Origin of the sequence: Massilia sp. BKSP1R2A-1, from assembly GCF_050586525.1 — a bacterium.
In the GTDB taxonomy this organism is placed as follows: Bacteria; Pseudomonadota; Gammaproteobacteria; order Burkholderiales; family Burkholderiaceae_D; genus Telluria.
On the sequence record NZ_JBOBRE010000011.1, the window covers coordinates 184,508 to 198,755 of the forward strand.

General features: G+C 67.5%; 13 protein-coding genes. 8 read left to right on the top strand and 5 right to left on the bottom strand.

Features of this window, described 5'->3' with window-relative positions; genetic code table 11:
- Positions 1-10: 10 nt before the first annotated feature.
- From ACQ7JA_RS17820 to ACQ7JA_RS17830, 3 genes are all read right to left on the bottom strand, one after another.
- Positions 11-1,984, bottom strand: a complete 1,974-nt coding sequence (locus tag ACQ7JA_RS17820) for a serine hydrolase domain-containing protein (RefSeq protein WP_430900115.1) — start codon at positions 1,982-1,984, stop codon at positions 11-13.
- On the bottom strand, positions 1,984-4,221 hold the full coding sequence (locus ACQ7JA_RS17825) for a TonB-dependent receptor (protein ID WP_430900117.1): 2,238 nt from the start codon (positions 4,219-4,221) through the stop codon (positions 1,984-1,986). The genes ACQ7JA_RS17820 and ACQ7JA_RS17825 overlap by 1 nt, the downstream gene beginning before the upstream one ends.
- 226 nt (positions 4,222-4,447) lie before the next feature.
- Positions 4,448-5,461, bottom strand: coding sequence for a LacI family DNA-binding transcriptional regulator (locus ACQ7JA_RS17830; RefSeq protein WP_430900119.1), 1,014 nt, complete (start codon positions 5,459-5,461; stop codon positions 4,448-4,450).
- Between the two features lie 175 nt (positions 5,462-5,636).
- Here ACQ7JA_RS17830 and ACQ7JA_RS17835 point away from each other — a divergent pair, with 175 nt between their 5' ends.
- The 7 genes from ACQ7JA_RS17835 (at position 5,637) to ACQ7JA_RS17865 (ending at position 12,435) form a co-directional block, all read left to right on the top strand.
- Complete coding sequence (locus ACQ7JA_RS17835) at positions 5,637-6,212, top strand: TerD family protein (RefSeq protein WP_430900121.1); 576 nt, start codon at positions 5,637-5,639, stop codon at positions 6,210-6,212.
- 74 nt (positions 6,213-6,286) lie between these two features.
- Positions 6,287-7,306 (top strand): ATP-grasp domain-containing protein, encoded by a 1,020-nt coding sequence (locus ACQ7JA_RS17840; protein WP_430900123.1) that lies wholly within the window; start codon positions 6,287-6,289, stop codon positions 7,304-7,306.
- A complete protein-coding gene (locus tag ACQ7JA_RS17845) occupies positions 7,303-8,487 on the top strand; it encodes a phosphoribosyltransferase domain-containing protein (protein ID WP_430900125.1) in 1,185 nt (394 codons plus the stop codon). Before ACQ7JA_RS17840 ends, ACQ7JA_RS17845 begins: the two co-directional genes overlap by 4 nt.
- Complete coding sequence (locus ACQ7JA_RS17850; protein WP_430900127.1) at positions 8,465-9,226, top strand: hypothetical protein; 762 nt, start codon at positions 8,465-8,467, stop codon at positions 9,224-9,226. The genes ACQ7JA_RS17845 and ACQ7JA_RS17850 overlap by 23 nt, the downstream gene beginning before the upstream one ends.
- The gene (locus tag ACQ7JA_RS17855) at positions 9,223-10,311 is read left to right on the top strand and encodes a cysteine protease StiP family protein (protein ID WP_430900129.1); all 1,089 of its coding nucleotides are present in this window, start codon (positions 9,223-9,225) and stop codon (positions 10,309-10,311) included. Before ACQ7JA_RS17850 ends, ACQ7JA_RS17855 begins: the two co-directional genes overlap by 4 nt.
- 16 nt (positions 10,312-10,327) lie before the next feature.
- Positions 10,328-11,209 (top strand): HpcH/HpaI aldolase/citrate lyase family protein, encoded by an 882-nt coding sequence (locus tag ACQ7JA_RS17860; RefSeq protein WP_430900131.1) that lies wholly within the window; start codon positions 10,328-10,330, stop codon positions 11,207-11,209.
- Positions 11,206-12,435, top strand: coding sequence for a TerD family protein (locus ACQ7JA_RS17865; RefSeq protein WP_430900133.1), 1,230 nt, complete (start codon positions 11,206-11,208; stop codon positions 12,433-12,435). The genes ACQ7JA_RS17860 and ACQ7JA_RS17865 overlap by 4 nt, the downstream gene beginning before the upstream one ends.
- Before the next feature lie 212 nt (positions 12,436-12,647).
- Here the strand turns inward: ACQ7JA_RS17865 and ACQ7JA_RS17870 are convergent, their stop codons facing one another.
- Complete coding sequence (locus ACQ7JA_RS17870; RefSeq protein ID WP_430900135.1) at positions 12,648-13,229, bottom strand: hypothetical protein; 582 nt, start codon at positions 13,227-13,229, stop codon at positions 12,648-12,650.
- Between the two features lie 201 nt (positions 13,230-13,430).
- Here ACQ7JA_RS17870 and ACQ7JA_RS17875 point away from each other — a divergent pair, with 201 nt between their 5' ends.
- Positions 13,431-13,628, top strand: a complete 198-nt coding sequence (locus tag ACQ7JA_RS17875) for a hypothetical protein (protein ID WP_430900137.1) — start codon at positions 13,431-13,433, stop codon at positions 13,626-13,628.
- 94 nt (positions 13,629-13,722) lie between these two features.
- Here ACQ7JA_RS17875 and rpsJ read toward each other — a convergent pair whose 3' ends face one another.
- Positions 13,723-14,040 carry a 30S ribosomal protein S10 gene (gene rpsJ, locus ACQ7JA_RS17880; protein ID WP_036209000.1) on the bottom strand — a complete coding sequence of 106 codons (318 nt, stop codon included), beginning with the start codon at positions 14,038-14,040 and terminating at the stop codon, positions 13,723-13,725.
- Positions 14,041-14,248: the final 208 nt, after the last annotated feature.

Consider the following 14,248-nt stretch of genomic DNA (forward strand, 5'->3'; position numbering starts at 1 on the left):
TCCTCGCGTGTCAGTAGTTGGGGTTGAAGCTCAGCAGATGATGGTAGAAGCCCAGCGCCGTCAGCACGAGGAAGCACAGCACCCACAGCACCGGCAGCACCAGGGCCGCCTTTCCGGCGCCGGCCGCGAGGACGGTGCGCGCATGCCACGAGGCCACGGCCAGGCCGCCGAGGAAGGCCAGCCAGCTGCTCAGCTGGGCCAGCAGCAGCAAGGTGCTCGGGTCGCTGTTCTCCATGCGGACGAAGACCCCGGCCCACATTGCCACGCTCACCAGCACCAGGCAACAGGCCAGGCGCAGCCAGGTCAGCGAACGCGCGGGCGGCGCCAAGCCGTGGCGGCGGCGCAGGCGCGCCACGACCGGCCAGGCCAGCACCGTGCCCAGGACCAGCACCAGGGAAGCCAGCAGGAGGGCCAGGGCAGTGCCGCTCGCCATGAAGGGCACCGGCTCGAACACGAAGGCGAACACATAGGGTTCCAGGCCCCAGCGCTTGACGGCGCCGTTCTCGACGATGGCCTGCAGGCGGCGCTTGCCGTTGATTTCTTCCCACAGGAAGGGCTTCACTTCGCGGAACTCGCTGCGGCTTCCGCCGATCGCGATCGCCACGCGGCCGCCCTCGACCGCCTCGACTTTCAGGGGGCTGAGCAGCTGCAGGATCGAGAAGAAGGTCGAGTCCTCGCGCCGGGAATTGCGGTAGGCGCCGGCCAGCAGCCTGGCGTGCGCCTCGGCGGTGGCAGTGTCGACACCGACGGCACTGGCCGGCCGGGCATCCGGCAGGTAACGGTCGGCGAAGCCGTGGTAGAGGCGATCGCGCAGCCATTTTCCCAGGTCGTGGCGGCCCGGCGAATTCACCGACACGTAGATGCCGATGCCGTCGTCGACCAGCAGGATCATGTCGGAGTGGAACAGGATGGTGTCGCCGCCATGGCCGACGGCGCGGTGGCCATTGATGTCCTGCTGGTAGAAGCCCAGGCCGATGCCGTTCAGGTCCGGCATGCCGCGCGTGATTTGGGTGTGCATCAGCTTCACGGTGTCGGCCTTCAGGATGCGCTGGCCATCGAGCTCGCCGCCGTTCAGGTAGGCCAGCATGAAGCGCGCCATGTCGGAGCCGGGCGCGGCCAGGCTGCCGGCGGGCGGCAGGCTGACCACTTCGTAGCCCTTGGGTGCTTCGTCGACGCTGAGGTAGCCCTGCGACATCTGCCCGCGCAGCGCCTTCGGCAGGGGTTGGCGGAAGCTCGACTGGGTCATCTTCAGGGGTGCGAAGATGCGCTGCTCGATGTAGTCGTCGAAGGACAGGCCGCTCACGCGCTGCACGATATAGCCGGCCAGGCCGGTGGCCCAGTTCGAATAGCCCTGGGTGGTGCCGGGGTCGTAGAGGTAGGGTGGAATGTAGTTCTTCAGGACCTGCTCGTTGTCCGAACCGTGTTCGCCGTAGAGAATCAGGGCGCGGCCCGTCTCTTCGAGGCCGGTGGTGTGGGTCAGCACGTGGCGCAGGGTCAGCGCCTTGCCGTTGCGGCCGGGGACGGTGAAGTCGAGGTAGCGGTTGACGTCGGCGTCGAGATCGAGCTTGCCCTGCTCCACCAGCTGCATCACGGCGGTCCAGGTGAACAGTTTCGAGATCGATCCGGGACGGAACAGGGTGCGGTCCGGATCGACCGGCTGCGCCTTGTCCCAGTCGGCATAGCCGTAGCCTTTCTGCAGCAGCGGCTTGCCGTCCTTGACCATCACCACCACCGCGCCGGGCACGCCGGCGATGCGCAGGGCGCTGGGCATCATGCCGTCCAGCCAGGTCTCGACGTCGGCCGCGCTCAGGACTGGCGTGGCAGGCTTCGCTTCGGGCGTGACCGGCACCTCGCCCGAGACGGACGCCGGAGCCTGCGCCCTGGGCGGGGCGGGAACGGGCGCCTGTGCCGGCGCCTGGGCCAGCGCCGCGCCGGCAAGCAGCATCAGCGCGGACAAGCAGGCGGAGAACGAAGCGCGGCGCATCAGAAGGCCCTCGCCAGGCTCAGGCCCACGGTGCGCGGCTGCACGGGCGTGGCGCGCAGCGGTCCGCCGAAGGCGGTGAGCGCGGTGTCGGCGCCGCTCAGGGCGCGCTTGTCGCCCAGGTTGCGGACGAAGGCCCCGACTTCCCAGCCGTCCACGTCCACGCCCAGCTGCGCGTCCACCAGCGTATAGCCCGGCACGCTGAAATAGGGAATCGAGGTCTGCGGCGAGTCGAAACCGGCATTGCGCTGGCCGACGCGGCGCACGCCCACGCCCGCCCAGGCGCGCTTGCCGGCGAGCTCGAAGTCGTAGCGGCCGTTCAGCGAGGCCGATACCTTGGCCGTATTCGGCAGGCGTGCGCCCGCCTGGCCCAGGGCCGGCGCATCCTCGGTCAGCTTGGCGTCGGTCCAGGCCAGGCTGCCGTCCACGCTGAAGCTGTCGTTGACCTTGTAGCGCAGGGCCAGCTCGAGGCCCTTGGATTCGGCTTCGCCGGCATTGCCGGTCAGGGTGGTCACGCCGAAGGCGACCGGCTGCTGCAGCTTGTCCCAGCGGATGTCGAACAGGGCCAGCTCCAGGAACAGGCGGCGGTCCATCAGGTCCGCCTTGTAGCCGACCTCGTAGCTCCACAGCTTGTCGGCCTCGAAGCTCAAGGGCGCGCCCGGCACCACCGAGCCGTCCTGGTCGAGCGCCGGCGGGTTCGGCCCGCCCGGGCGGTAGCCGCTGGCGGCGCGGAAGTAGACGCTGCTGGTCTTGTCGAGCGAATAGCGGACGGTGGCGAGATAGGTCTTCGAGCCTTCCTTGCCGCCCGATTCGAAATCCTTCACGCCATTGGTGACGGTGCCGTAGACCTGGCGGTTGCGGGCATTGCGCGCGCCTACCGTGACCGACCAGGCGGCCGAGGGATTCCAGGTGATGTCGCCGTAGACGGCGTTTTCCTGGAAGGTCGAGGGCTGGCCGGAGGTGACGAAGTCCATCTGCGAGTTGTCCGGCAGCTGGGCCCACAGGCGCTGGAAGCGGTTGCCGGTTTCCTTGTTGTGGTAGAAGCCCGCCAGCCATTCGATCGGGCCGCGGCTCGATGTCAGGCGCACTTCGGCGGTGCGCTTGCGCAGATCCGTATTGTTGTCCAGGGCCGCGAAGTCGATGCCGGGGGCGCCGACGATTTCGGTGGCGTCGAGCGCCGTCCTGGCCTTGAAGCGCTGGCTGGAGGCGATCACGTTCAGGCGCGCCCAGCCCATCTCGTATTCGACGGTCCCGGACAGCACGCCGGTGCGGATGCTGTACGGTTCGGGACGATACAGGAACTGGGTCAGGTCGCCGTGCAGGGGCTGGCCGGTCCGGGCATCGTACTGGGCGATGACGGTGCCCTCGCGCTCGATGTCCTGCTGGGTGGCGGTCAGGCGCATGCGCAGCTTCGAGCTCGGGTCGATCAGCACCGACAGGCGCATGCCGCGGGTGTCGCCGTCGTTGACGTGCTTGCCCGCCGCCGGGCCGATGGCGCGCAGGAAGCCGCCGTCATGTTCGTTGAAGGCGGCCACCCGCAGGGCCGCCACGCCTTCGCTCAGGGGCGCGTTGATGACCGCGTGCTCGGTGTGGCCGAGCGCGCCCTTGCGGCTCTGGCGCAGCGCCACGCCGGCCTTGCCCGACAGGCCGCTCGGGTCGGGGTCGTTGGTCACGTACTTGAGCAGGCCGCCCATGGCGCCGGCGCCGTACAGCGTGCCCTGGGGACCGCGCAGCAGCTCCACGTGGTGCAGGTCGAGCAGCGACAGGTCGAGCGAGGACACCGCTTCGCCGACGAAGCCGGTGCTGGAACCGAAAGGCGTGTCGTCGATATAGATGCCGACGGTCGGCGCGCTCAGGCCGCCCACGCCCACGCCGCGGATGTTTACCTGGCCGCGGCCCGGTCCGCCGTCGCTTTCGACGTGCACCCCGGGGAGCGAACCCACGTAGTCGGTCAGCGAAGCCGCGCCGGAACGCTCCAGCGATTCGGTGCTGATGGTCTCGACACGCAGCGGCACGTCGCGGATCGGCTCGCGGCGCCGGGTGGCGGTCACGGTCACGACCTCGGTCTTGCTGTCGGTATCGGCCGCGGGGGCCTGTTGCGCATCGGCCGCCGGCCCGCTCTGGGCCGTGGCCTGGGCACAGGCCAGGGACAGGAGGGAAGCGACGGCCAGGGAAACCGCCTTGCGGCGCGGGAGGTTTGTTCTCGTGGTATTCGACAGCTGCAAAACGCTTCGGTACATGATGCACTCCTGGTGATGGAACCGCGGTCAATACGCTTTTCAAAATACTACATTATTTTCTGAATATTAAACAATCAGAAAATTATGTTCGTTGTTTTCTGACTTAGAAAATTTTATTGTGCGCCGCACGAGGAGTGCCCGCCCCGCATGGCGGCGGAGCGAAGCGAAAAGGAAGGAATGGCCGGCGGAGCGCCGGCACTGCGGAGGGAGGAGCGGCGGCGGGTCCTCAGCGCGGCTGCGGCGCTGCGGAAGAATGGCGTACGACGAGGCTTCCCTGCAGGCGCGCGTGACGGCGCGGCAGGGCGTCGCCGTGGATGCGCTGCAGCAGCAGCTCGGTCAGCTGGCGTCCCATCTCATGGCTGGGCTGGGCAACGGTGGTGAGGCGGGGCATGGCGAAGGCCGCCACGCCCAGGTCGTCGCCGCCGACCACCGACAACGCGCCGGGAACCTCGACGCCGGCCTCGCGCGCGGCGCACAGGGCGCCCAGGGCCATCAGGTCGTTGCACGCGAACAGCGCGCTGGGCGGCGCTTCCAGGCCGAGCAGGCTGCGCGCCGCATCGTGTCCGCCCTGGCAGTCGGCGCTGCCGTGCACCAGCAGGCTCGGGTCGAGCGCGAGCCCGGCCTCGGCCAGCGCCCTGCGGCATCCGGCCAGGCGCGCCGAGCCGGACGGCTCGTGCAGGGGGCCCGCGACGCAGGCGATGCGGCGGTGCCCCAGTTCGATCAGGTGGCGGGTGGCGAGGTAGCCGGTCGCCTCGTGGTCCAGGCCCACGAAATCGGTGTCGACGCCGGCGACGGCATGGTCGGCCAGCACCACCGGCACGCGATCGCTCGACAGTAACGCGGCCAGCTCCTCGTTCGCCTGCGCAGCGCCGGCCACCAGCACCAGGCCGTCGATGCGCTTCTCGATCAGCGAGCGCAGGTGGGCCACCTGGCGCTGCGGGTCCTCGTAGCCGTTGCACAGCATGATGTTGTAGCCGACCGCGAAGGCGGCGTCCTCGATGCCGCGCAGGAGCTCGGCCATGGCCGCGTGGGTATTGTCCGGCACGGAGACGCCGATGGTGCGCGTCTTGTCGTTCTTGAGGCTGCGCGCCATCGCGTTCGGGATGTAGCCCATCTCGTCGATGACCGCCAGCACGCGCTCGCGCACGTCCTCGCTCACCGCCCGCGTCTTGTTGATCACGTGCGAGACGGTCGAGGTCGATACGCCGGCCCGTTCCGCCACCTGCTTCATTGTTGCCATCCTGTCTCCTTCCGGCCGGGATTATGACCGGAATGTGTCGGAACCGCCAACGGCGTATGGACATCACACGAGGCAGCATTGTGAATTCGGGTCCGTGTACAATCGAACAATGACCGCCTATATCCGGCGTTGAAAATCGATAGCCGATCCACCCCGACCCATTAAAGGAGCATGTATGGCAATCAGTCTGCAAAAAGGCGGCAACGTCAACCTGAGCAAGGAAGCACCGGGCCTGACCAAGGTCATCATCGGCCTGGGCTGGGACCCGCGCGCCACCGATGGCGCAGCCTTCGACCTCGACGGCAGCGCATTCATGCTCAAGGCCGATGCCAAGGTGCGCGGCGACAGCGACTTCATCTTCTACAACAACCTCAAGTCGACCGATGGCTCGGTGGTCCACGCCGGCGACAACACCACCGGCCAGGGCGATGGCGACGACGAAAAGATCGCCGTCGACCTGTCGCGCGTGCCGGCCGAGGTCGAGAAGGTGTCCTTCTGCGTGACCATCCACGACGCCGACGCGCGCCGCCAGAGCTTCGGCCAGGTCGCCAAGGCCTATATCCGCTGCCTGAACGGCAATGGCGAAGCCGAGATCGCGCGCTACGACCTGTCCGAGGACAGCTCGACGGAAACCGCGATGATCTTCGGCGAACTGTACCGCCACAACGGCGAATGGAAGTTCCGCGCCGTCGGCCAGGGCTTCAAGGGCGGCCTGGGTCCGCTCGCGCGCTCCTTCGGCGTCAACGTCTGACAACAGAGGCGGCAGCAGCCGCCCTTTCTGCGCGCCCTTTTCGGGCGCGAAGTCCATCTGTCTCGAAAGACCCCATGCGCGTCTGGTTCAACAGGACGTTCTCGTCCGTCTACACCGCCCTCAAGCTGATCCGCGAAGCCGATGCGGATAGCCGTTTCACCCTCATCCACAGCAATGCCAACCGCCACACCCCGGCGGCGCGGATCGCCCATGAGTTCCACGGCGAGCCGACCGGGCTGGAGCCGGAGGCCTACGTCGACTGGTGCGTGGAGTTCTGCCGCAGCCACCGCATCGACATCTTCGTGCCGGGCCGCGAGGCGACCACGCTGTCGGGCCACCACGCGCGCTTCGAGGCGATCGGCACGCGGGTGCTGAGCGCGGCCACGCCGTCGAAGCTGCAGCTCATCCACGACAAGGCCGGCTTCTACGCCGAAACCGATTTGCCGCAGGCGCCCGTGGCCGAGTTCCGCCGCTTCGAGAACCTGGCTGAATTCGACGCCGCCTGGAACGAACTGCGCCCGCGCCACGCGAAGCTGTGCATCAAGCCTTCGCGCGGCATCTACGGCATCGGCTTCGCCATCGTCGACGAGGAACGCAGCAGCGCCGCCCTGCTCCTCGCCGGTGTCGAATACCACATCGGCTACCAGGACCTGCGCCGCGGGCTGGCGGAGCTGGGCGAGTTCCGCACCATGCTCCTGATGGAATACCTGGACGGCCACGAATACAGCGTCGACTGCGTCGGCGACCGCGGCCGCCTGGTGGCGGCGGTGGCGCGCCGCAAGCTGCCGGGCGCCGGCAGCGGCCAGCTGATCGACATGCGGCCCGAGATCATCGAGGCCACTTCGAAACTCGCCAGCGACTATGGCCTCTCCGGCATCTTCAACGTGCAGTTCCGCGAGGCAGCGGGCAAGCCGCGCCTGCTGGAAATCAACCCGCGCATGTCGGGCGGCATCGGCATGGCCTGCGCAGCCGGGCCAAACCTGCCCTGGATCGCGCTGAAGGGGTTTGCCGACGGCTTCGACACGGTTGCCATGCCCGAGGTACGCAGCGGCATGCGCGTGATCGAAATGCCGCAGGCCCAGGAGCTGCCATGAACACCCGCTCCAACCCGCTCGAGCTGGCGCGCCGCAGCGTGACGCTGCCGACCGGCACGCTCGAGCTGGCCCTCGACAAGGGCGCCATGGAGGCGGACGACCTGCTCGGCTTCGCCGCGCGCGCCAACGCCAAGCGCGGTTTCCTCTTCCTCAGCAAGGTGCTGGGCAAGCACTGGCCGGTCACGCCTTCAAGCATGCTGCAGGTGCACGACCGGCTCGCCGCGACGGTTCCGCCGGTCGACGGCCCGATCGTCTTCATCGCCATGGCGGAAACCGCGATCGGCCTGGGCCAGGGCGTGTTCGAAGCCTGGCTGCGCGCGCACCCGGGCCGCGAGGCCCTGTTCGTGCACACCACGCGCTACCGCGTGGGCAGCGGGGACCTGATCGAGTTCGAGGAAGCGCACAGCCACGCGCCGCGCCAGTTCCTGCACATGCCGGAAGACCCGGCCTTGCGCGCCCTGCTCCTGAACGCCGGCACCCTGGTGCTGGTGGACGACGAGGCCAGCACCGGCAACACCTTCCTGAACCTGACGAACGCCTGCCGCCGCCTGAATCCGGGCATCGCACGCGTGCATCTGGCGACGATCACCAACTTCATGGGCCGCGAGGCTACCTCCGGCCTGTCCGCCCGTTTCGGCCTGCCTGTCTCCATGGGGGCGCTCGTGGATGGCGAATACCGCTTCCAGCCCGGCGACTACGTGGCGCCGGTTGAAGCGGCCCAGCGCTTCGACCCGGACGCCGACCGCGGCGCCAGCACCCGCTTCGGGCGTCTCGGCCTGTGCCGCGCCCTGAACGCACCCGAACACCTGGCCGAGCGCCTGGCCGGCGAGTTCGCGCCCGGCGCCACGGTCGTCGTGCTGGGCACCGGCGAATTCATGCACGCGGCGACCCTGCTGGGCGCGGCGCTGGAGCGGCGCGGCGTGAATGTCAAAGTCCAGTCGACCACGCGCTCGCCGATCCTGACCTGGGGTGCGGTCAGCCATGCCCTGCGCTTCCCCGACAACTACGGCGAAGGCGTCGCCAATTTCATCTACAACATCGCGCCCGGCCAGTACGATCACGTGCTGGTCTGCCACGAGACCGCGCCAAACGCCGCCCTGCGCGAGCTGGCGGGGCTCCTTGGTGCGCGCCTGTTCCACTTCCAGTCCGAGGCTAAAGTTGAAGAAGTTCCTGTTCGCTGACCTGGACGACACGCTGTTCCAGACGTTCGAGAAGTGCGGGCCGCTGAACGGCGCCGACATGCTCGAGCCGGCCGCCTACTACAAGGACGGCAGCATCTGCTCGTACACGACGCGCGCCCAGCGCGCCTTCCTCAGCTTCGTGCAGGACGGGATGACGGTGATTCCGACCACCGCGCGCGATCATGACGGATTGAAGCGCGTGCACCTGCCTTTCGACAGCTACGCCGTCATCAACTACGGCGGCGTGGTGCTGCGGCCCGACGGCCAGGCCGACAAGCCCTGGCTGGAGCAGACCCGCGCCGCCATGCACGCCGCCCTGCCCGGCCTGCAGGAACTGGCGCGCCACCTCGACGAGTATTGCTCGCGTACCGGCTTCGGCGGACGCGCGCGCATGATCGAGGATTTCGCCACGCCCTTCTTCCTGGTCGTGAAGGATCCGGACAAGCGCCACGAGCGCCTGGCGACGGTCGAGCAGGAAGCGGTGCTGCCCTGGCTCGCCGACGGCAACAAGGACTACTGCGTCCACCGCAACGGCAACAACCTCGCCATCCTGCCGAAGGCGCTCGACAAGGCCAATGCCGTGGCCCGCGTCACCGAGCTGCTGCGCGCCGAGCACGGCGACATCGTCACTTTCGGCATGGGCGACAGCCGCTCGGATGCGCGCTTCATGGCCGCCTGCGACTACGCCATCGTCCCGCGCGCGACCCAACTGGCGCGCCTGACCATGGAGGCGCTGTGAGCTTCTCGGGCAGCTACCGCAGCGAAGACGTGACCTTCCTGCTGACGCGGCTAGAGGCGCAGAGCTTCACCAGCGTGCTTGAAAAGGAGCGCCTGATCCAGTCGGGCCAGCGCCACTACAGCCAGATGCTGTCGCCGGAATTGCCGCCCTCGCCACGCTACATGGCGGTGTTCGAGGAAGCCTGCCGCGCCAACAATGCGCGCATGGCGCTCCATTGCCTGCGCCTGGCGAGCCTGGTCGACGCCCGCCGCGAAGGCGACATTACCGTGGTGTCGCTGGCGCGCGCCGGCACGCCGGTGGGCGTGGTGGTGGCGCGCCTGCTGCGCGAGGTGTTCGGGCGCAAGGCGACGCATTACTGCGTCTCGATCGTGCGCGACCGCGGCATCGACTGGGCGGCGCTGCGCCACATCCTCGCGAATGGCCATGCGCCGGAATCGATCGTGTTCGTGGACGGTTGGACCGGCAAGGGCGTGATCGCGCGCGAACTGGCGCTGTCGGTGTCCGCCTTCAATGCGAGCGAAAAGAGCAGGATCGACAACGGCCTCTACGTGCTGTCGGACCTGGCGGGCGCCAGCGCCTGCGCCGCCTCGGGAGACGACTACCTGATCCCGTCCAGCATCCTGAACGCGACGGTATCGGGGCTGGTGAGCCGCACGGTGCTGGACGAGCGCATCGGCCCGCAGGATTTTCATGGCTGCGTGTATTACGGCGAATTTGCGCCGCATGATCGATCGCAGCACTTTGCGGACGAGGTGGCGGCGCTGGCGATCGCGCAGGCCGGGCAGGCCATCCCGGCCCCGGTCGCACTGGACGCGCAGGCGGCGGCGCAGCGTTCGCGCGCCTACCTGGACGGCGCCATGGCACGCTACGGCGTCCAGGACGTCAATTTGATTAAACCCGGCATCGGTGAAGCGACCCGCGTGCTGCTGCGCCGCGTGCCGCGCCTGCTGGTGCTGCGCGCGCGCGGCGCAGCAAGCGTGGCCCACCTCGAGGTGCTGGCCGAAGAAAAACAGGTCCCGGTCGAGATCGATGCGGACCTCCCCTACCACGCAGTATCCCTGATCAGGAGTGCATCGGATGGCTGAGCGTTCATCTAAGTCAATGGGTGCGTCGCTGTACGTGCCGGCCAATCACAAGCACCTGGCGAGCATCGCGAACGGCGAGAAGCTGCCGCAGGCGCGCTCGCTCATCTTCTGCCTGGAAGATGCGATCGCCGACCGCGAGCTGAGCTGGTCGCTGTTCAACCTGTCGGTGGTGCTGGCGAACATGCGCGCGGATATTCCGGCCGAGCGTTTTGTGCGGGTGCGCAACCCTGACGTCATGGCGCGCGTGCTGGCCATGGCAGGCAGCGAGAAGCTCACCGGCTTCGTGCTGCCCAAGGTCACGCGCCACAACTTCGAGACCTATTTCCGCCTGGTGCGCGATACCGGCCACGTCCTGATGCCGACGCTGGAAACGGCCGAGGTGTTCAGCGACAGCGAGATGCAGCTGCTGCGTGCCGTGTTCGAGGCGCCGGGCGTGCGCCACCGCATCCTGGCCCTGCGCATCGGCGGCAATGACCTGCTCGCCCTGCTCGGCCTGCGCCGTCCGCGCGGCATGACGATCTACCGCACTCCGCTAGGCCCCGTCATCGCGCGCCTGGTGACGACCTTCCGGCCCTACGGCTTCAGCCTGACGGCGCCGGTGTTCGAATACCTCGACCTGCCGGAGCTGCTGGACCAGGAGGTGCTGGAAGATCTCGCCTACGGCATGGTCGGCAAGACCGCCATCCACCCGACGCAGATCGCGCCGATCGAGCAGCACTACAAGGTGCGCCCGCAAGACCTGGCCGTGGCGCGCGCCATCCTGGATGAGGCCAGCCCCGCCGTGTTCCGCATGGACGACGCCATGTGCGAAGTCGCCACGCACCGCGCCTGGGCCGAGCGCCTGGTTGAACAGTCGCACCGCTTCGGCCCCCGTTCGATGGAAGGAGAACCGACATGACGATGTTTTCACGCGGCCAGAAGGGCAAGCTGGCGGACCTGGGCTGCGGCCACGCCTTCACCGCCGAGCTGGACGTGGCGGCATCCGGCATGTCGGTCGACGTCTCCTGTTTTGGCCTGGATGCGCAGGACAAGCTGTCGGACGACCGCTACATGGTGTTTTATAACCAGCTGGCCAGCCCGGAAGGCGCAGTGCGGCTGGCGCTGGGCGGCTCGCTATCTCGCTTTACGGTGAACCTCGACGCCCTGCCGGCCTCGATCGCCAAGCTGGTGTTTGTCGCCGCCATCGACGGCGCGCAAACCATGCGTGCGCTCGGCAGCAGTAGCCTGAGAATCAGCAGCGCGGTGAACTTCCCGTGGTCGGGCGCGGACTTCGGCGACGAGAAGGCGGTGATCGTGGCGGAGCTGTACCGGCGCGACGGCACCTGGCGCTTCGGCGCGGTCGGCCAGGGCTTCAATGGCGGACTGTCGGCGCTGCTGGCGCATTTCGGCGGCACCGAAGCCGCTCCCGCTCCAGCTCCCGCTCCCGCTCCTGCACCGGCGCCGGCCGCACCCAGGGTCTCGCTGTCGAAAGTCACGCTCGAAAAACGCGGCGACAAGGTCTCGCTCGACAAGCGCGCCGGCCGCGGCTTCGGCCGCATCCACGTGAACCTCAACTGGAACCAGTCCGCCACCGCGGCGCCGCAGCCGGCCAAGACCGGCTTCTTCGACAAGCTGATGGGCGGCGCGGGCATGCGCAAGGGACGCGGCGGCATCGACCTCGACCTCGGCTGCATGTACGAGCTGGCTGATGGCCGGCGCGGCCTGGTCCAGGCCCTCGGCAACGCCTGGGGCGACTACGAGCGCGAACCCTTCATCCGCCTCGACGCCGACGACCGCACCGGCGCGGTGGCCGGCGGCGAGAACCTCACCATCAACGGCGAGCGCTTCGACCAGATCCGCCGCGCCCTGATCTTTTCCTTCATCTACGAGGGCGTGCCCAACTGGTCGGCGACCGACGGCGTCGTGACGATCGCGGCGCCCGAACAGGCGCCGATCGAAGTTCGCCTGGACGGCGGCGGCAACCAGATGATGTGCGCCATCGCCCTGATCGAGAACTGCGGCGGCAGCCTGCAGGTGACCAAGCTGGCCGAGTATTTCCAGCAAATGGGGGGCACCAGCGCGCACGAACTGATGGACCGCCACTTCGGCTTCGGGCTGCGCTGGAAGACCGGTTCGAAAGGCTGAGCGAACCCTGGTGTCAGGTCTGACATTCAGACACGGTCTCAACAGTCCATGCCCGAACCCTGGTGTCAGGTCTGACATTCGGACACGGTCTCAACAGTCGATGCGTGGGCCTTGCCTGCTGCAGCTGCCGTCCGAGCATCGATATGGATTTATGGCTGTGCTCGTGTCCAAATGTCAGACCTGACACCGAGGTTTGGGATCGCGCACTTGCGCTACCACTTGCATCCCTTGTCGGTGATGGTGTCGATGGCCAGCGGTATCAGGAGGATCAGGTTTATTGAGGTGCCGCCGCTGTACTTCTTGGTGCAGGGCGGGCGCTTCGCCTTTTCGATGGCGCGGCCCAGATCGTTCTTCTCCGCTTCCAGCCGGCTCTCGGCGGCCCGCACCTGTTCGAACGAATCCGGTACGTAATCCTTGCTGACGCGGCCCGCATCGGCGCGCAGGGCGGCCATGTCGAGTTTCTGTGAAGGCGATGCTGATGGGGCGGGAGCTTCCGCTACCGGGTCTGCCTGCGCGTCGGTCGGCTCGGATGCGGGGATGGATTTCAGCACGGGCGCCGTCCCGGCAATATCGACGGGTGGGCGGCTGCGGCGGACGGGCGGCGGCGGGGCTGCTTCCTGAACCGGCGGCGTCACCGTCTTCGGCACAAGAATAAAACGCATGTACTCGACCGGGCCGGCGTCCTCCGGCCTGGAACTGTTCGCATGGTGCAGCAGTGCGGCGACGAGGGCGATGTGAGCGAGGCCGATGAGAAAGCTGGTTGCGAGCCGTCGCCGCAAGTGAAACTGGTGCATCCGGTGAGCCCATGGTTGTGATCGTGTCGATTACACCATGGCGGCCGGGTGCGAACAATGTGGCCTGCATAAGCTGGCAGCCCGGGCCGACGGATTAAGTGAGGCGTAAGCTTGAGTTCGCTGCCAGCCTTGCCGGCTGTTGAGACAGCACAAATACCCGGCTTCGGCGCGCTCGACAATAGGCTTTTGCACGGAGGCCCCATGTCGAACTTCGATCACCTGCCGGACGATGCCACGCGCCTGGACGCGGCGGACATCCGCGCGCATTTCACCAATCTTTCCCGCGACCACACCATGATCGGCTGGCTCGGGCGCTATGCCCTGGTCGTGCTGCTGATCGGCGCCGGTGTCGCGCTCGGAGGACAGCTCGGGCCGGTGCTCTACCATCTCATGAACTGAATCCATTGCGGCGCTACAAATGACAAGGGCCGGGAGTCCTTTCAGACTTCCCGGCCCTCCCTCCGCGGCGGATCGCTCCGCCGGCAGGATGGTATTACTGCAGCTTGATTTCGACGTCGACGCCAGCCGGCAGGTCCAGCTTCATCAGTGCGTCAACGGTCTTGTCGGTCGGATCAACGATGTCCATCAGGCGCTGGTGGGTACGGATCTCGAACTGGTCGCGCGAGGTCTTGTTGACGTGCGGCGAACGCAGGATGTCGAAACGCTGGATGCGGGTCGGCAGCGGGACCGGGCCCTTGACAACCGCGCCGGTGCGCTTGGCGGTGTCGACGATTTCCAGAGCGGACTGGTCGATCAGCTTGTAGTCAAACGCTTTCAGGCGGATGCGGATTTTCTGGTTCGGAGCGGACATGCTATTTCCTTTAAAAGAACGTTCCGGCTTGAGGCCGGCAATGTGTGAAAGGTGTTACGGCACTACTCAAGAGGCGGGAGTATATCACCCTTCCCCCTCATAAACATGGGGACAGGCCAAAAAAGCCTGTCCCCATCGTTGTGCCGGCGGGACACACGTCCCACCGGCGGATCTCGCTAACCGAAATTAGGCGATGATCTTGGCCACG

What these genes read in the sequence shown, in the direction of transcription:
- ACQ7JA_RS17820 (WP_430900115.1), bottom strand. Translation starts at nt 1,984, where the DNA reads ATGCGCCGCGCTTCGTTCTCCGCCTGCTTGTCCGCGCTGATGCTGCTT.
- ACQ7JA_RS17825 (WP_430900117.1), bottom strand. Translation starts at nt 4,221, where the DNA reads ATGTACCGAAGCGTTTTGCAGCTGTCGAATACCACGAGAACAAACCTC.
- ACQ7JA_RS17830 (WP_430900119.1), bottom strand. Translation starts at nt 5,461, where the DNA reads ATGGCAACAATGAAGCAGGTGGCGGAACGGGCCGGCGTATCGACCTCG.
- ACQ7JA_RS17835 (WP_430900121.1), top strand. Translation starts at nt 5,637, where the DNA reads ATGGCAATCAGTCTGCAAAAAGGCGGCAACGTCAACCTGAGCAAGGAA.
- ACQ7JA_RS17840 (WP_430900123.1), top strand. Translation starts at nt 6,287, where the DNA reads ATGCGCGTCTGGTTCAACAGGACGTTCTCGTCCGTCTACACCGCCCTC.
- ACQ7JA_RS17845 (WP_430900125.1), top strand. Translation starts at nt 7,303, where the DNA reads ATGAACACCCGCTCCAACCCGCTCGAGCTGGCGCGCCGCAGCGTGACG.
- ACQ7JA_RS17860 (WP_430900131.1), top strand. Translation starts at nt 10,328, where the DNA reads ATGGGTGCGTCGCTGTACGTGCCGGCCAATCACAAGCACCTGGCGAGC.
- ACQ7JA_RS17865 (WP_430900133.1), top strand. Translation starts at nt 11,206, where the DNA reads ATGACGATGTTTTCACGCGGCCAGAAGGGCAAGCTGGCGGACCTGGGC.
- ACQ7JA_RS17870 (WP_430900135.1), bottom strand. Translation starts at nt 13,229, where the DNA reads ATGCACCAGTTTCACTTGCGGCGACGGCTCGCAACCAGCTTTCTCATC.
- ACQ7JA_RS17875 (WP_430900137.1), top strand. Translation starts at nt 13,431, where the DNA reads ATGTCGAACTTCGATCACCTGCCGGACGATGCCACGCGCCTGGACGCG.
- rpsJ (WP_036209000.1), bottom strand. Translation starts at nt 14,040, where the DNA reads ATGTCCGCTCCGAACCAGAAAATCCGCATCCGCCTGAAAGCGTTTGAC.